This is a genomic window from Bradyrhizobium sp. WSM1417, assembly GCF_000515415.1.
Classification (GTDB): domain Bacteria; phylum Pseudomonadota; class Alphaproteobacteria; order Rhizobiales; family Xanthobacteraceae; genus Bradyrhizobium.
This window is the reverse complement of the sequence record NZ_KI911783.1, coordinates 2,405,190-2,422,675: the sequence shown is the minus strand read 5'-3', so window position 1 is coordinate 2,422,675 and position 17,486 is coordinate 2,405,190. Positions and strand designations below refer to the sequence as shown.

Annotated in this window: 11 protein-coding genes; 7 read left to right on the top strand and 4 right to left on the bottom strand. The window is 57.8% G+C overall.

From position 1 onward, the window contains the following. The first annotated feature begins 1,175 nt into the window (after positions 1–1,175). The 4 genes from BRA1417_RS0111540 to nolL all read left to right on the top strand — a co-directional run bounded on the left by BRA1417_RS0111540 (position 1,176) and on the right by nolL (position 6,579). Positions 1,176–1,859: a response regulator transcription factor gene (locus BRA1417_RS0111540; RefSeq protein ID WP_027515922.1), complete on the top strand. Its 684-nt coding sequence runs from the start codon at positions 1,176–1,178 to the stop codon at positions 1,857–1,859. Positions 1,860–1,943: 84 nt separating this feature from the next. Continuing rightward, entirely contained in the window at positions 1,944–2,339 is a 396-nt protein-coding gene (locus BRA1417_RS0111535; protein WP_035968456.1) for a response regulator transcription factor, read from the top strand. 987 nt (positions 2,340–3,326) lie between these two features. After that, positions 3,327–4,589: a diaminobutyrate--2-oxoglutarate transaminase gene (gene ectB, locus BRA1417_RS0111525; protein ID WP_027515920.1), complete on the top strand. Its 1,263-nt coding sequence runs from the start codon at positions 3,327–3,329 to the stop codon at positions 4,587–4,589. A gap of 868 nt (positions 4,590–5,457) precedes the next feature. Then, positions 5,458–6,579 carry a nodulation factor fucose acetyltransferase NolL gene (gene nolL / locus BRA1417_RS0111515; RefSeq protein ID WP_198034817.1) on the top strand — a complete coding sequence of 374 codons (1,122 nt, stop codon included), beginning with the start codon at positions 5,458–5,460 and terminating at the stop codon, positions 6,577–6,579. A 644-nt stretch (positions 6,580–7,223) separates the two neighbouring features. On the opposite strand, the gene BRA1417_RS46220 is transcribed toward nolL, so the two are convergent. From BRA1417_RS46220 to BRA1417_RS0111485, 4 genes are all read right to left on the bottom strand, one after another. Beyond that, positions 7,224–7,319 carry a pantoate--beta-alanine ligase gene (locus tag BRA1417_RS46220; protein WP_354202422.1) on the bottom strand — a complete coding sequence of 32 codons (96 nt, stop codon included), beginning with the start codon at positions 7,317–7,319 and terminating at the stop codon, positions 7,224–7,226. A gap of 406 nt (positions 7,320–7,725) precedes the next feature. Further along, complete coding sequence (gene panB, locus BRA1417_RS0111505; protein WP_027515918.1) at positions 7,726–8,616, bottom strand: 3-methyl-2-oxobutanoate hydroxymethyltransferase; 891 nt, start codon at positions 8,614–8,616, stop codon at positions 7,726–7,728. 1,418 nt (positions 8,617–10,034) lie between these two features. Further along, positions 10,035–10,451 carry a hypothetical protein gene (locus tag BRA1417_RS43865; RefSeq protein ID WP_156948684.1) on the bottom strand — a complete coding sequence of 139 codons (417 nt, stop codon included), beginning with the start codon at positions 10,449–10,451 and terminating at the stop codon, positions 10,035–10,037. Positions 10,452–11,270: 819 nt separating this feature from the next. Further along, on the bottom strand, positions 11,271–11,459 hold the full coding sequence (locus BRA1417_RS0111485; protein WP_035969283.1) for a hypothetical protein: 189 nt from the start codon (positions 11,457–11,459) through the stop codon (positions 11,271–11,273). A gap of 1,892 nt (positions 11,460–13,351) precedes the next feature. Between BRA1417_RS0111485 and gmd the strand changes: the two genes are divergently transcribed. The 3 genes from gmd (at position 13,352) to glmS (ending at position 17,430) form a co-directional block, all read left to right on the top strand. Next, the gene (gmd, locus tag BRA1417_RS0111480) at positions 13,352–14,437 is read left to right on the top strand and encodes a GDP-mannose 4,6-dehydratase (protein WP_027515916.1); all 1,086 of its coding nucleotides are present in this window, start codon (positions 13,352–13,354) and stop codon (positions 14,435–14,437) included. Next, entirely contained in the window at positions 14,418–15,392 is a 975-nt protein-coding gene (locus tag BRA1417_RS0111475) for a GDP-L-fucose synthase (protein ID WP_027515915.1), read from the top strand. Before gmd ends, BRA1417_RS0111475 begins: the two co-directional genes overlap by 20 nt. A gap of 211 nt (positions 15,393–15,603) precedes the next feature. Further along, complete coding sequence (gene glmS, locus BRA1417_RS0111470) at positions 15,604–17,430, top strand: glutamine--fructose-6-phosphate transaminase (isomerizing) (RefSeq protein WP_027515914.1); 1,827 nt, start codon at positions 15,604–15,606, stop codon at positions 17,428–17,430. The last annotated feature ends 56 nt before the right edge of the window (positions 17,431–17,486 follow it).

Sequence of the window (17,486 nt, the reverse complement as noted above, 5' to 3'; positions counted from 1 at the left end):
GCTACGTACGGTCCAAGCTGTTCGTGCGCTGCGTGACGTTGCAGGGAATCACTATCGGCTCATGAATGAGCCTCAGTTTTGCCACGCGGGTTGCTTTATTTGACGCAGCATCACCACGGATGTACTGGCGATGTGGGCGAACCCGGCGCACTTCTTCTCGGACGAGTGCGCCGGGCCGGCTTTAATGAGGCGCGTGAAGCTCGATGAGCTAGGGACAGATTGGCGGCTACTTGGGCTGACCGCTCGCGGCGTTTCTTTCCTATCTTTCGACGTTGAGTAACTAAGCTTCGATTCCGCCCTGCTCGACACGAACCTATTTGGCCGGCCAATGCCGGTTGGCGAATGCAGCCCTTGTTGAGCTGAGGCAGGAGAGCGATTCCACAGGAGGTGTCGAAGTAGTCGACAGTCGGGCTGCGGATGCGGCCGACCTCTCCATTAGATTAAACGGTCATGTTAGCATACGAGCTTAGCAGCGGGATCAAGCACCGTGGGCGCTGCCGCAACCTACGTGATTAAATTTCCGACGAGCACGACCGAAAGGACTTGAATCGCACCTTGCGTCAGGTTGTACGAAGCCGACGCAAGGTGCTTTCCCGAGCTAGCTAAAGACGCAACTCACAGGCGCTCCGACGAAAAAAAAAGAGTTCATGTGCCGATGCCGCTGCTACTCGTTCTGGTTTCTATTTTCTTTGGTACAAGTGCGATTGTCTACACCGCATGCCGATCTCAACGCCGGCGGGATCGGCGCATGCACAGGCACGATCGCGCCAATTCGCGCACTTCGCGCCCCCGCGTCCAACTACCAAGACGGCGGGCATTTTAATCCAGCCGCTCAATGACTGTCCTCCGACGCCTGTTGCAGTCCGAACTCGCGAGGGCCAGGTGGCACGCGCCGCCCGCGAGAGAGCGTTTCTCAAACGGTTTCCGATTGGTTTATCGATGCCGCGGAGTCGATCCAGCGGGACAGCGGCCAGACACGAAAGCCAGTTCTCGACCACTCGGGCGGTTTTTGCTAGAGTTTAGGGCGTCACGCGGCGCAAACGGCTGACCGGTCATACACCTGGAAACTTCAAAGATTTGCACTGCGCGAAAGCTTCCAGGAAAGCCTAGGCGAGCAACTAAAAGTTGTACCACACAATATTTCTACTATAAAACGCAGAAATGAGGCTCGTATCGTGACCAAGCGCTCTGAACCGCGGAAGCAAACCGCAACTGTCGAACAGCCGGAGGCGAGGCCGAGCGTGCTCGTCGTCGACGACGACCTCTCAATGCGCGAATCGCTGGTCAACCTATTTCGTTCAATCGGTCTAGATGTCGTTGCTTACGGATCGGCCCAAGAACTGCTCCAGAGCGAGCTTCCCGATGTTCCTAGCTGCCTCGTGCTTGACATCAGACTGCCAGGATTGAGCGGGCTTGAGCTCCAAAATGAGTTAGCCAAATTGCAGGTTCACATCCCCATCATTTTCATCACCGCTCATGGGGATATTCCGATGACCGTCAAAGCGATGAAGAGTGGAGCAATTGATTTTCTCAGCAAGCCGTTTCGCGATCAGGAATTGCTCGACGGAGTGGTCGCAGCTATCGAACAGGATCGCAAGCGACGTGGCGTAGACAAGGTGGTCAAGAAGCTGCAGTCCTTGTTTGAGGCCCTAAGTCCACGAGAGCAGGACGTTTTGAGACTGGTCGCCACCGGGCTATTGAACAAGCAGGTCGCCGCGGAACTCGGGCTCGCCGAGATCACAGTCAAGATCTACCGGGGGCACGTTATGAGGAAGATGGGCGCTCGATCGCTGGCCGATCTGATTCGGATGGCTGAGAGGCTGGGAATTGGGACCGACCGTTTCAGGGTACAAACCTAAGTATGATTTTACAACTTCGTCGTACACGCGCACCCTTCAGCTGGCCGTTATGGTTCGGCCAGCGTCTTCGCCCAACTGGGACGGGTGGTCTTGTCCAACTATTCAATTGTTTCTGTTGTCGACGACGATCCTTCCGTTCGTGCCGCACTGAACAACCTATTGAAATCGCAGGGTCACGTCGTTCATACGTTTGCGTCGGCTGAGGAATTTTTGCGGTCGTCTCAATTGAACGGCACATCCTGTGTAATTGCAGACGTGCAGATGCCCGTGATGAGCGGCTTTGAACTTTTGGAACAGATGCGAGCCCATGGCTACGCTGGGCCATTCATCTTGATTACCGCCTTTGCGGATGATCGCACGCGAGCCCGCGCCTTGAGCGCCGGCGTAACCGGCTTTTTCGCCAAGCCCTTCACCGGTCTGGAGTTGATCGCCTGCCTCGATGAAGCGCTTCGCGAACATCCTGGTGGAACGCGCGCGTGAAGGATGGGGAAGCAGTCTGGACCAAGCCGCACCCACGCGGCCTTTACGATCTCCATCAATGTGCAATTGTCCGTGCGAACCGCGTGCCCATGGCGACCATCGCCCTTCCGTCTCGCCGCATTCCTGTCGCTGGTGTTGCACTTTCGGCATCTGGTTGAGGCACTCGCGATGTGGGGATCCTGACACGGCGCCTCGCGTATGAACGCCTAATCAAACGGGCGAGGCCCCTTCCCTCCCTTTCAACGAAGCTGCACACCACTTTCGTGGTGGTACGACCCCTTCCGAACGGTTGCACTGCTGAGGTTGGACGTAGGTTGGCGAATTTAGCGTCTGGGTGGATGCGTTTTGCAGCGAAGGATTGCTTCAGTCGCATCTACGAGCGGCATCAGGGCTGCAGCGCTGCAGCTCCGGCTGATGCGCAAGCTTCGGGTGTGCTTCGGCCCGCCGAAACGGTTCGAGGCCACGGCGTCAGTCCTAGCCCACCGAGTCAGCAAAGCGGTCAGCTCTGGACGTGCGCGATGACACCGCATGCCGGGGCCAGATTCGCCGGCGGCCGTGTCCATTCTACTCGCCGGGACCATGAGCGTGAACAGGCAAGACACGCTTCCGCTGGCGGGCCCCGCCCTTGCCTCCAGCGCGTCGGCCCCTCTCGCCGAGATGACACTTCTCGGGCCAAAATACTACGCAATCGGCAAAGCTAGCCGTACGGCATGCGCAAATTCTTCGATGGCGCGAGACTCCGCATAATTGGGCGCGAGACGAGTGAGCCAGGATCCTCGCGGATGCCGACCGGAACTACTAGACGTAGTAGCTTTGTTCCGCCTGGTTCTCAGGTAAGTCGGGGAGCTGATTTTCAGACGCGCGACGCGGAAACCCGACGTCCACGGTGCGGAACGACGCGTGGTCGTCTTGTACGATGTTGGCAATGCGCCTGATTTTCTTGTTTAAGGAGATGACCACATGCCTGGAGTACGCGCGTCGCGCTACATGAACACAATCGAAGCTCTGGAGTCCAACGTGCGCACGTACTCGCGTTCGTTTCCTGCTGTCTTCAACAAGGCGCGCGGCTCTATTATGTTCACAGAGGCTGGCCGAAAGGTCATTGACTTTCTGTCCGGCGCCGGAGCGCTAAACTACGGCCATAACAATCCGGAAATCAAAGCTGCGATCAGCGAGTATCTCGAGTCTGATGGGGTCGTCCACGGCTTGGACATGGCCACTCCAGCAAAGGTCGAATTCATGGAGACCTTCAGCTCTGTCGTCCTCCGTGAACGGGATCTTCACTACCGCTTTCAATTTACGGGGCCTACGGGAGCTAATGCTGTTGAGGCAGCTCTGAAGCTGTCGCGTAAGATCACAGGACGCCACAACGTCATTTCTTTCACGAACGGATATCACGGCCAAAGCTTGGGGGCCATAGCCGCAAGCGGTAACCGCTATTACCGCAAAGCCACCGGCATTCCTTTATCCGGCACAACCTTCATGCCCTATGATGGGTATCTGGGCTCCGCTGACAGTCCGGCGGATTACGTGCGAAAGGTGTTGATGGACGAGAGCAGTGGTATTGATCTTCCAGCCGCCATTCTCGTCGAAACCGTGCAAGGAGAGGGGGGCATTAATGTGGCCGGCAAGGAATGGTTGCGGTCAATTCAGGCTTTGGCGAAAGACGTCGGAGCTATTTTCATAGTTGACGATATCCAAATGGGGTGTGGCCGTACAGGCGAGTTCTTCAGTTTCGAGTTCGCTACGTTATCGCCAGACATTGTGGTGATGTCAAAATCGCTGAGCGGATACGGTTTGCCATTATCAATGCTCTTGATCAAAGAAGCCATCGACGCATGGGAGCCAGGCGAGCACACAGGAACGTTTCGAGGAAACAACCTTGCGCTCGTTTCTGCCAAAGCGGCCTTGCATCTGTATTGGCGCAATCAGGCGTTCTCGCAAGAGGTCCGACGGTTGGGCAACTCTATGCGGCGTCGGCTGGACGCTATCGCGCACCAGCACGGAAACAGGTTCGCTGTTCGGGGACGCGGAATGGTATGCGGGTTTGATTGCAAAACGAGCGCAATCGCAGAGGCGACGTCACATAAGGCGTTTGAGAAAGGATTGATTGTCGAGCGATGCGGACCGACGGATCAGGTGCTAAAGTTCTTGCCCGCACTTACGATAGACCAAGATACTTTGGGAGAAGGCCTAGACATATTCGAGCAGTCATTGACCGAAACGTTGAATTTGGCCAGGCCACACTAGTTTGCAGGCCCACGAAAGGAAGTTGCTAGAATAGTATCGCCGCGCAAGTGCTCGCGCAATTCCTCGCATATCGCCCGAAATGGCCAGAAGCTTTGAGGCCATGATCATGGAGGCGAGGCTTGGATTGTCGAGGCTGTCTGTGCTCCGCCGAGTCGGTCAATGCGCGAGAACACCCCCGCTGCCCTCCTCCACGACCACCTGAGCGCGAGCAGCACCTTTGACCTAGCACCTCAGACTTACGAGCGCCTCTCGCCGAGCTGGCTGATCCAAGTTTTCAAGTCTGAGGTCTGCCGGAGGTGACCTCGTTGGCGCAGAGTCGAGTGGAACATCGTAGTATGCCGTGACAGGGCTCTGCGGAGAGCTGCTCAATTTGCGTCGCGTGTGAGCTCGTCCACAAGTGAGGGCCGCCGCCGCGCCGTTGCGATCTTCAGCCTGATCGCCACCGCCCGGGCCAACGATATTGATCGACAAGCTTGGCTCGCGACGTCCTGCACGCGCGCCCGACAAGCGCATTTACGCTCTCCCGCCCAGAACTGCCGTTCTGAGAACGTGGCTCACCCTGCTGAACCCAAGCAGATCAGGTAATAGGATCCAACCAGACGCCTTCACCGGATACATACCAACCCGCGAGTTTCGCGCCTCCCAGCATGGGTGTGGACATCATTCAGAACCGTACATTGCGCAGCGGCGATCTCAGCCTTAGCGGGTTCCAGCATAGCTGCAATCGCAATCAACGGTTTCGGCGCCTCAGAAGCCCCGAGCCTACTTTGCATCCAAATTGTCACATCGACCCCTTTCATTTAGCCGAACAATGAGGCAGAAAAGAAAGAGACAACCGGCCACCGGCTCATCGGACACAGATATTTAGATGTTTGACACATTGCCAACCGTGACTGGATCGATCGCGCACGGGCCGCGTACACCGGGAGCAAACGATCGAGATCTACAGTTAGATTTCGCCAAAGGTGCGCTCATTATTTTGGTAATCGTGGGGCATTTGATCCAGTACATCATCTACCGAGATGATGGGTTTTGGTATTCGCCGTACTACAAGTCGATCTATATGTTTCACATGCCGCTCTTTATGGCGATAAGTGGATACCTTTCTTGTCGATCGCTGCTGCGCAAGTCGTTCACTAGAGCCGCCAGCGATCGTGCGAAGCAGCTCCTGCTGCCGATGCTGTTTTGGTGGGCCTTCATGGAGGCTGCTAAATTTGGGGCATTGTGGCGCGCGACTAGCGTAACGAGCGAGCCTCTGGAGTTTGTAGACGACCTCGCTGGCACATACTGGTTCATCTGGGCCACCTTTGTTTCCTACCTTCTCGTCAAGATACTTACCAATCTCAAGCACGGATCGTGGGTTATATCTGGGTCAGCCATACTGGTTGCACTCGCGCCCGTGACATTTTCCATATCTCCTCTGATCAAATTCACTTACCCGTTCTTCTGCTTGGGATTCTTGCTGGCTCAGTCGCGAGAACGAATGATGAGTAAAGTGCGATCTGGGAAGATGCTCCTGATTGTATTTCTCTCGATAGTGACTTGCGTAGGCTTTCTAGCCTGGAGCAAGGACACTTATATCTATAATAATCTTGCCATCATTCACGATTTCAGGTCGGCTAAAGACGTGTTTGTGATGTTTGTCGGCTCTGCAGCTGCTTCAGCAATCGCTATTGAACTCTTCTTGCTATGCTGGCGCATTGGCCGTTCAAACCGAGCGGGCCGCTTTATCGCTGTGGAGTTGGGCCAGAGCACGCTTCTGCTCTACCTGGTCCAGGGTACCGTTTTCCGTCTCATGGATTTCATGCAGTTCGGAGACGGTTGGAATCTCACGACCCGTTTTGCCGTCGCCGGTACGCTCGGAGCCTGCATTGTTGTGTTCGCACTAACGGTCCGCTCGATTGTTGGAACGGTTCCATATCTGTCTCAGCTTGTCCTTGGAACGCCGGCGCGTTCAGGTCTTTCGCAGGCTAAACCTGCAATGAACTAGCCATGCATTCCGTTGCGAACATGGCATGGCGTTGCGATAGCAGCATTGACTTGTGCCGCCTCCGCAATAGCCTTCGAACCTGGACGCGACTACTCGGGACGCCTGGCGTCAAGGCGCGTTTTTCTTAGTAGAACATCGCTCTCCGCTACGCGGATATCATTCGAAGTCAGACAAGAATGCCTTGCAGCAGCAGCTGACCTTCGCGTAGCTCCTGGTCGCTCTGTACCGTGTAGATCAAGCGCGGATTGCTGGGGGTATGTGCCGCCGGCGACGGCATCGTACTGGGCTCGCTGCAGTAAGATCGACCGCCTTGAGAGTCGCGTCGCTCGCCAGGCTTCAATCGAAACCGGCCGTCGAACCGAACCCAATCATATCCAGCGAGATGGTTCTTGGGGCCGTATTGAGTGGTGACTGGTAGTGTCGCGTCCTCCGGAAGCTCTGTCGCGCCAGCGTAGGCCGGCAGTCCACACCGCCGCCGCGGAGACTACCGGAACTATGCAGCTCTGTGTGTGCCAGCATCGAGAAAATCACGACACTGCATCCGACTGACGGCGCTCAGCTCATGGCAAGCCAAAGAACAGTTCCAGCCTGCCGCTCGCCGGAGTGACATGCCTCTTTGGCAACGAACAAGTCGCGGCTGACGACTACAGCTCGGCGGCGTTGCCCTCCCCGAGATTGCGACTGCTCATCGCGAGCCCGTCCGATTCTCTCACGCTTGGCATCGTAACGATCTCAACGATTGAGGTTCACGACCATGCAGCGCATCAGAGCCGACTGGTTGAACTTTCTTGTCCACTCCATGCAACAGCTGGCTGCACGGTCTCGAACGGATTGCGAGTCGCGACGTTACGAAACTGCCATGTCAGCCCGATAAATCCCGTGTGAAAGTGCCGCAGAGCTGCCAGTGACGCCGCCTTCGCTGGCAGTTTTTCATGCGCTGAAAAATAATGCGGGTACATGCCGAAATCCTCAGTTGATCCGAACTGCACCAGCTGAGCAAGATGCTCGACCGGGGAATATCGGACCTGGTCCAGTTCGCTTCGAGCCAGCACACTCGCGCGCTTTTGCCCGCTAGATGAGCTTGTGCAGGCAAGAAATACCCGCTGCGAGCCCGGCTCGATTATCACGAAGATTCGAGCGTACTTGCTATAGGATGTTGGACTTTGCACTTACCTCGGAGGGCGTCCAGTTTGCGATCGGGTCGCGCAGGCTGTCCGGAAGCCGGTATGATTCGTTCGGCGCAGGGAATGCTCCGCTACGGACGTCAGCAGCCCAGCGCGACAGCCCGTCCTGCAATAGCTGGCAGCCCTCTACATAGACACGCACGAATTTGGGATGATGACCTCCTGCGAGCCCCAACACGTCGTGAAAAACCAACACTTGGCCCGAGCAATTTGGGCCCGCTCCGATCCCGATCGTTGGTATGGTCAGAGATTCCGTCGCTCGGGCAGCGAGCTCGGCAGGGATGCCTTCAAGGACAAGAGCGAAGCATCCGGCCTCCTGCAGATGGTGCGCATCGTCCAGCAGACGTAGGGCGTCGTCCGCGTTTCGACCCTGTACCTTGAATCCACCCATCGCATTGACGCTTTGTGGGGTGAGACCAAGATGGCCCATCACGGGAATTTCGCAATTCACCAAAGCTCGAATCATTTGGGCACGCTTCACACCTCCCTCGAGCTTGACGGCGTCTGCACCACGCTGCAGGAAACCTCCAGCATTGCGTATCGTCTCGCCAGGACTGAGATGAAAGCTGAGGAACGGCATGTCCGCGACCAGCAACGCGCGAGGCTTTGTTCGCGCGACCGCCTCCAAGTGGTGATTCATCATCGCCATGCTGACCGGCAAAGTGTCGTCAAACCCAAGGCATACGTTGCCGACGCTGTCGCCAACGAGAATGACGTCAACGACGGGATCAGCGATGCGCGCTGTTACCGCATCGTAAGCGGTGGTCATCACGATGGCGCGCCTTTCCTCCTTGCATCGTTGCAGAACTGGAATCGTGACGCGTTCAACAGACAGGTGCGAAATGTGACTCATGCTCGATCTGATCCGGCCCGCATGTCCATGAAAATCGGCCTTTCCCTTGGAAGAGCAAGGGGTGTCTGTCAATAGGGAGATAGAAAGCGCGTCACTGAGAAGCTGGAAAGCACAAACTTCCAATGATTGCGCGATCAGCAAGCAATATCTTTCAAGATCTGGTTTTGCGCGATGGTTCTGAGCACTCGCCATCCATACGTCTTGCCTGTCAAAACCTACCGGGACACCACGGACGCGAGCGTCGATAGTGGATCTTCTTGATGGGTCCGAGTTGTCAGGACAGGTGTCAGCGCGAGCATGTTCATTCGTCTCGCTGGCGCAACGGCGGCGTAAGACACCCAAGGGCGCCGCTTCGGCGGAGTGATTTGACAGCGCTTGGGGTGCGACCGCTTCGTCCGGTGCCTTTGGACGCCGGAGAACGGATCTACAGAACTGGTTGGGCATGGCCCGACCGAGATATCATTCGCCTCGAGACCGCTGCTGTGTCGCAATCTGCTTATGATCCGACGCGAGCCCCACGCAGCTTTCGCGAATGCCGCGCGCGGCAGCAGAAAAACCTCGTAGCGTGCACTGGATCGGCAGCTTGATGAACCGGCCATAATCTGTGAACCTTCGCCGGCAAGGACCAAAACAGCCACCGTCGTCGGCGCCGCCAAGACAATCTCATAAATTTGGAATTGATGAAACATGGCTCCGTCAAGCCCAGGCTCCTGCACACTACCTGCAAGGCCGGCCCCTCCGCGCCGTCACAGATACGTGCAAACCGGCCGCGATGCAGGCCAGTGATGGGCAACATACACGACGCCCTCCAGGCCGCGGACAAACGCGTCCACCACCTTCCGGTCCTGATGCACTTGCGCGAGCAGCATTCGATTAGGACAGCGTGTGTGTTGGCCGCACTGCGCAGTGTTCAGGGCCCACGTGCCGGCATCTTTTGATCCGTCCGCTAGTACCGGTGAAGCAACGGAGGTAATCCGGAACATCGAATGGGCGTCAGCAGCATCGTCGGATTAAGCCGCACGCGATCACCGCGCCGGTCCGACGCGCGGATGTCGGCAACTGCAAGGTCGCTCTCCCTCCATTGCCGAGGAGTGTTCGGCACTCCCAAGTCGACTTTGCGTCGATCGCCAAGCTTCTGTTCTCAAAGCTCGACCAGCCAAGCGCGCAGTCTCACGATTAACCGCATCTGCGAGTGCTGCCTCTCGCCGCCTTCGGAAGCGCAGCGGGTTGGGCGCTGGGACGCAGAGTGGTAGCCCAACGCCCATTCGCGATCCTGCGCACTATTATAGGTCACCCAGGCTCCATCAAGAGGGCGCCCATGCCATTGTGGTGAGCAACTCCGTCGCACTCTGGGATGATCTGCGGAACAGCAGAGTACCATCCCGCGGCGCGAATTAACACCGAAGCGGCGAGGTCCGCTACATCGCGCTGATCTGTGCAAACAGAATTGCCGCCTCAGACGGCCCGAGCCCGACGATGCCCACGAAGGCTGCCGGAGGCGTCGGAATGACCTGGCTGATCGGTCTCCAGAGATGCAGGCAATAGCGGCTATTGTTGACATACTGTGAATGAGGAGGATGCAGCTGCATCACGCATTCCTCTTCATCCCAACACAGATCCTTGACGAGGCACATCTCCTCCCAGTTTGGCGAACGCCGTGGCGTCGACACAGAGACATGCTCCCATCCTGGGCGGACGAAGCCGATGATCTCGAGTTCACAGCCACAAGGCCCCTGCACAAAGAAGACACCGGAAGGACCAGATCCCGGTGCAGTGGCGAATCGGCCATCGCGGACGCGTCCCGCCTCGAGCCTTTCTACAATTTGCTTCCTCACGCGTCCTCCTTCTTTTGCGCGATAGACTCGAATCCGGCACCGCGCGTGTCGCGCGACTCATGGAGCGGACGGTTGCCACCCAGCCATCGGCGGTCCTGAGCATCTGCACTGAATTTATCTCAATCAGAACATCGCTTCTGTCTGGAATCGTCTACCCAAGAGGTCTTTCGACATCTAATTGTCAGTCGATGTTCTCGTCATGCGCGCCTTGGCTGCGAACTCGCCTCGTGCAGGCAATGCGCGCAGACATTTACGACGTTTGCCTTCGCACGCCGCGCCAGAAGCCAGCTTGTGCTCACTTCTTCGGCGCCACGTTACGGCTTGAGCTAACCGTGCTTGGCGCAAGGTGCCAGGAACCGACTAAAATGCCTCACAGCCAAAATGGCGGCGGAGGGCAATTTTGCGTGGTATGATCCGGCGACCCGGCTACGTTGTCACGCAAAGATACCTCGCTGACTTCAGCTCGTGATCCAAAGCGACCACAGATTGTCGCCAGTTCGTCGAGCGAGAGGCTTGTAAATTCGCTTTGCGACGATCTGACTGTGGGCTTGCATCTGGTCTCTTCTCATGTGTGGCGGTTAGCCGGGTTGCCGCCTGAGACACCGGCAATGCGTCATCTATGTGGCCGGCTAGGCCCGCTTCACGATGGATTCAGGGTCAGCGGCTCGGACGCGCAGACCGCAGACTCGAGCAGCCTCGTTCATTCCCCCTGTCGCGAGAGATTTTCGCAGTTCAGCCCAGAGCCGACGTTGTGGAGAGGCTTCGGCGCCGCGGTCGCAAGGCCTGGACCTTCGATGCAACCGTCAGCTCCGGTCGCAATCAGAACTGTTCGTCAACCTCATTTCTTTGCCGCTCCTCCGCGAGGCGAGCCAGCTTATCATATTCTTTCGCGATCTTGAAAAGCCGGCATCTGGACGCATCGTCCTCGAGCGACTCCGCTTTTGTTCGCGTCGCTTCCGCGCGGCCTCGCCAGTGTTTGGCGTCGGAGAATGGCTTCTTCTGCTTCATGCAGAGCAACATGCATTTTCTAGATCAAGAAAATGCGACAGATGCCCTCCGTAAGATCCCGTAGGCTGCTTTCGCAATGCAACCCTGTTTGCGGTTATCTGCGACTCGCATTGTCTGAGATCAGACAAGCTGCTTACAAACGGATGCAAGCGCGGCGAGCAAGCTTCACTGCGGTCTCCTTCTGGGTTGAGAACGCCGCTTGGAAACCTCACGCTAACGGAGCATGATCGGGGACATTGGGCTTCTCTGCTGGGTTCGCATCCGATCCTGCGTGAACTGCACGACTCCCGACATAAGGGCTTGAATCGTACGTAGGGTGAGGTTGTAAGATCTTCATGCCGCTGGCGACCTTGGCTGGCCGTACAACAGCTTCAGGACGACAAAATTCGTAGTATGTGACCAGCTCGGATCCGCCCGCGACGCCTCCAATCGGCGCAATGGGGTCACGTCGGCGAACCACTGCAAGGTACCGCAAGCACAGGAGCACCGATCCAGGCGATTCGCCCAATTCAAGATGCTGCTCTCGGCGGCGTAGACTTCAGGAGGTCGGCCCCTCGCAACTCAGAGAGGAATGACAATTGGCGCCTAGACTCAACTTAGCTGGTCGTGATCAACCCCGCGAACCTGCAAATAGCCTACTGGCGCTGAAACGCGGCAGCTGTAGGCATACAAGCGGCCATAGCGTTTGGGACGCATCCTCCCATCCAGAGGTTTTCGGCTTGGAACGATTGGCCATCGTACGAAAGCTACTCGATCACGAGCTGCCCGACAGCTTTTTGAGCAATCCAGGAAGGTCGAGGGCCCAGGACAATTACCAGCGCCTTCTCGATGTGCGAATCGAAACCTCGAGGAGCCCGACTGCAAGCACTTCTGCGCCAACGATCGGTTGTTGGAGCAGGTCACATGTCTTCGCCCAGCGTCTTACAACAACAACAGGGCCTTGGGCGCCCCCTCCAAAGGACCACAATGCAAGGCTGGATCACTCGAGCAAGCGCCGCAACAAACTACCTTGCAACCCGGGCGATCGTAGTGCGCAGCGGCTCGCAACGTCGTTCAGCGAAACGGATTTGGGGTGGCACCTGCAGCGGCGCAGGAGAATGATCTGCGACAGTTTCGTGCGGAGCGCCCGTGCTCGTGAGATCTTCGGCAGCCCGGCGGCGTGCGACCATACGGATCGCGTGCGATCTCGATCCTCTGCAGGATGCCATTGCCATCAGGTAGACTGAGGGCTCCGGTACTCTGGGCGGCCGGCTCCATGTCGAACGATAAATTGAGCCGCCCCACCATGTTCAGGTGCAGGTGCGCTACAGACAACGTACCGCGGGAACTCTGAGGGGAGTCACCATTGATGCTCTGTCCAAAATGTCACGCAGACAATTGGTACGAGGTTGTACTGCACGATCCTTGGACTGGCCGACCGGTGATCACCTGCAACTCTTGCGGTGAGTATGCCGAGTACGATCGCCTCCAGCGCAGAACTGCACACGCGATCATCTCTGCTACTTTGGCCTGCGTGAGCCTAGAGGATCAGCGCGATCCGCGGGCGGTTGTTGATAGGATTTTGGATAGGCTCGAGAATGCCGGCCTAACAATCGCCCGCAGCTCAAGATGACTGGGAGACGCGCCCATGACCGGCGCTTCGAGATGCTGGCCGCTCGCAAGATAGCATAGCTAATCCCAACAATTCCGCCGCATTACAAACGTTCGTATACTTCTTCAAAACCCTTTCGATGTGAAGGTTTAGCTGCGTACAGTTGTGCGTTCGATGCAATGCCTGTACACGATCGATACTTCGGTGCTTCGAAAGCGAGAGCCTTCCGCATTCGAACAGGCCAGACGCGATTGAAGGTCATCGATCGCGGAAAGACATTCCGCCTGCCCAGAGAACCACTTTGTCAAACCAAGAGAGAAGAGGGCGGGTCGCTCTCATCACCGGCGTGACCGGCCAGGACGGCGCCTATCTCGCTGAATACCTGCTGTCGCTCGGCTATGTCGTGCACGGCATCAAGCGGCGCTCGTCCTCGTTCAACACCGCGCGTGTCGACCATCTCTACCAGGACCCGCATCTCGGCGACGTGCCGTTCCTGATGCATTACGGCGACATGACGGATTCGACAAATCTGATTCGCCTGGTGCAGCAGATCCGGCCGACCGAGATCTACAATCTCGCCGCCCAGAGCCACGTCGCCGTCAGCTTCGAGAGCCCCGAATACACCGCCAATGCCGATGCCCTCGGCGTGCTGCGGCTCCTGGAAGCGGTCCGCATCCTCGGCATGGAGAAGGCGACGCGGTTCTACCAGGCGTCCACTTCCGAGCTCTACGGCCTCGTGCAGGAGATCCCGCAGAAGGAGACCACGCCGTTCTATCCCCGCTCGCCTTACGGCGTCGCAAAGCTCTACGGCTACTGGATCACGGTGAACTACCGCGAAGCCTATGGCATGTTCGCGGCCAACGGCATCCTCTTCAACCACGAGAGCCCGATCCGCGGCGAGACCTTCGTCACCCGCAAGATCACCCGCGGCGTCGCTCGCATCGAGGTCGGGCTGGAAGAGACGCTCTATCTCGGCAACCTCGAAGCCAAGCGCGACTGGGGCCATGCCAGGGACTACGTCGAAGGCATGCACAAGATCCTGCAAGCGGACAAGCCGGATGATTTCGTGCTCGCGACCGGAGAGATGCACTCGGTGCGCGAGCTGGTCGAATTGTCGTTCGCGCAAGTTGGCTGCCGCATCGCATGGCGCGGCAAGGGCGTCGACGAGACCGGCGTCGATGCCAAGAGTGGCAAGACGCTGGTGAAGATCGATCCGACCTATTTCCGCCCGACCGAGGTCGATCTCCTGATCGGCGACGCCAGCAAGGCGAGCGAAGTGCTCGGCTGGAAGCCGAAGCGGACGTTTGCGGAACTCGTCGCAGAGATGATGGCGAGCGATCTGGCCGAAGCAAAACGCGAAGCGGTCGATGGCAAACGCACCGTTTGAGCTCAAGGGCAAAAGCGTCTACGTCGCCGGCCATCGCGGCATGGTCGGCAGTGCGCTTGTGCGCCGGCTGGCGCGGGAGGACGTTAAGCTCATCACGGTGGACCGGCGCGAGGTCGATCTCTGCGACCAGGCCGCCGTGTTCGGCTGGTTTGCGAAGGCGCGGCCGCAAGTTGTGTTCCTTGCCGCTGCCAAGGTCGGCGGCATCGTCGCCAACAACACGCTACGCGCTGAATTCATCTACGACAACCTCGCGATCGCCGCGAACGTGATCCACGCCGCGCATGTGAACCGCGCCGAGAAGCTGATGTTTCTCGGCTCGTCCTGCATCTATCCCAAACTAGCGCCGCAGCCCTTGCACGAGGATACCGTGCTGACCGGCCCGCTGGAGCCGACCAACGAGCCTTACGCCATTGCCAAAATCGCCGGCATCAAGATGGCCGAAGCCTATCGCAGCCAGTATGGCAGCGACTTCATCAGCGTGATGCCGACCAATCTCTACGGCCCGGGCGACAACTATCACCCCGAGCTAAGCCACGTCGTTGCCGCGCTGATCCGCCGCTTTCACGAGGCGAAACTGGCGGGCGCGAAGAATGTGGTTGTCTGGGGTACAGGAACGCCGCGGCGCGAGTTCCTCTATGTCGATGATATGGCGGATGCCTGCGTGCATCTGATGAAGACCTATTCCGGGGCGGACCTGATCAACATCGGCACCGGCGAGGACATCACCATCGCCGAATTGGCCCGCATCGTTGCCGGGGTCGTCGGTTACAGCGGCGATATTACGTACGATCCCTCGCGTCCCGACGGCACGCCGCGCAAGCTGCTCGACGTCAGCCGCCTGGCAAGGCTCGGCTGGCGTGCCACGACGTCATTTGCAGCTGGAATGCGGCTCAGTTACCGGGCCTTCTTGGCGGAATCAGCTACATCGGGCAAGAGGAGACAATCGGCGAGCTGACGACGCCTACTTGTTCGGTTTCCCGAAAGTTGTTCAAGATCGACGCTGTTTCGCGCGACTCGACGGAGCTTTACTTGTAGTTGGAGCTCGACCCGTGCCCCAGAAGAGAGCAAGCCGCTAGAATGGCGAATAACTTTAGGTAGCGAATTCAGTCGGGCGCGCCTTGCGGTCCTAAGATGGTCTGTTTTGAACTTCAGGTAAACCAATTAGCATGTGCGGAATTGTCGGTATCTTAGGGCGCGGTCCGGTCGCGGATCGCCTCATCGATTCACTTAAGCGACTGGAATATCGGGGCTATGACTCAGCAGGTATCGGAACGCTCAAAGGAAATCATATCGAGCTTCGGCGCGCGGAAGGCAAGCTGAAGAACCTTGAGACACGCCTTCGCTGCTATCCGCTCGCTGGCGATATCGGGATTGGGCACACGCGCTGGGCTACTCATGGCAAGCCGACCGAGCACAATGCTCATCCGCATGCAACGGACAACGTTGCAGTCGTCCATAACGGCATCATCGAGAATTTCCGCGAGCTGCGTGCAGAGCTGAAACAGGGTGGCGCCCGTTTCACCTCTGAAACAGATACCGAGGTGGTGGCGCATCTCCTCGACTTTTATCTGAAAAATGGCTGCTCCCCGGAGGACGCAGTAAAAGCGTCGCTGCCGCGGCTAGCGGGCGCTTTTTCGCTTGCAATCGTATTCAAGGGCCGACACGACCTCATGATCGGCGCGCGCAAGGGCTCACCGCTTGCGATCGGCTATGGTGAAGGCGAAATGTATCTCGGATCGGATGCTATCGCGCTCGCCCCGCTTACCGATTTGATCACCTATCTCGAGGACGGCGATCTGGCTGTACTCAACCGCAACTTCAGCGTGGTCTACGACGCACAAGGCACCGTCGCTGACCGCGAGGTGGTGACATCCGGCGCGTCGTCACTTCTCGCTGACAAAGGAAACTACCGCCACTTCATGGCGAAGGAAATCCACGAACAGCCAGATGTAATCAGGGAGACACTGGCGCATTACGTTGAGGTCGCCACCGCGAGCGTTGCACTGCCGCAGCAGGTTCCGTTCGATTTCAATGAGGTCGGGCATATCTCGATCACGGCTTGCGGTACGGCAGGCTATGCCGGCCATATCGCCAAATACTGGTTCGAGCGGCTGGCTCGTATTCCGGTCGAGCTCGATGTTGCCTCCGAGTTTCGCTATCGTGAGGCACCGATGCGCAAGGGAGATCTTGGTATCTTCATTTCGCAATCAGGCGAGACGGCCGATACGCTGGCCGCGCTCCGCTACGCTAAATCGCAAGGCCTGCATACCCTCTCGATCGTGAACGTAATGGGTTCGACCATTGCGCGCGAAAGCGAGACAGTATTGCGGACATTCGCGGGACCCGAAATAGGCGTTGCCTCGACAAAGGCATTCACATGTCAGCTGGTCGTTCTGGCGGCACTTGCGATCGCTGCGGGCAAGGCGCGCGGTGAATTGTGCGAGAGGGACCAGGTCGAGCTCGTAAGAGCGCTGATCGAAATCCCCCGGCTAGTTGCATCGGCGCTTGCCTGCGAGCCGCAGATCGAGAAGGTTGCACGCGACATCGCCAAATCGCGTGACGTGCTATATCTTGGTCGCGGCACGTCGTTTCCGCTAGCGCTGGAAGGGGCATTGAAGCTGAAGGAGATCTCCTACATTCACGCAGCCGGCTATGCGGCCGGAGAGCTCAAGCACGGGCCCATTGCCTTGGTCGACGAGAGCGTTCCGGTAATCGTCATTGCTCCTTGGGACCGGTTGTTCGAGAAGTCCATGTCGAACATGCAGGAGGTCGCCGCACGCGGCGGCAAGATTATCTTGATCACGGACGCGAGGGGAGCCGCGGAGGCGTCCACAGATTCACTCGCGACGATCGTGCTGCCGGAAATGGGGTCGACATTTACGCCCATTGTCTATGCCATTCCGGTGCAGCTCCTAGCCTACCACACGGCCACCCTGATGGGCACGGACGTCGACCAACCTCGAAATCTCGCGAAATCAGTTACCGTCGAATGAGCCAAGGCGACGGCACTTGGGATTGTAGTGGCTCAGAAACCGAAGACGCACAAAAC

Excerpts from the sequence above, each read along its gene's own strand:
- ectB (WP_027515920.1), top strand. The coding sequence starts at position 3,327 with ATGAACACAATCGAAGCTCTGGAGTCCAACGTGCGCACGTACTCGCGT.
- BRA1417_RS0111475 (WP_027515915.1), top strand. The coding sequence starts at position 14,418 with ATGGCAAACGCACCGTTTGAGCTCAAGGGCAAAAGCGTCTACGTCGCC.
- panB (WP_027515918.1), bottom strand. The coding sequence starts at position 8,616 with ATGAGTCACATTTCGCACCTGTCTGTTGAACGCGTCACGATTCCAGTT.
- BRA1417_RS0111485 (WP_035969283.1), bottom strand. The coding sequence starts at position 11,459 with ATGAAGCAGAAGAAGCCATTCTCCGACGCCAAACACTGGCGAGGCCGC.
- nolL (WP_198034817.1), top strand. The coding sequence starts at position 5,458 with ATGTTTGACACATTGCCAACCGTGACTGGATCGATCGCGCACGGGCCG.
- glmS (WP_027515914.1), top strand. The coding sequence starts at position 15,604 with ATGTGCGGAATTGTCGGTATCTTAGGGCGCGGTCCGGTCGCGGATCGC.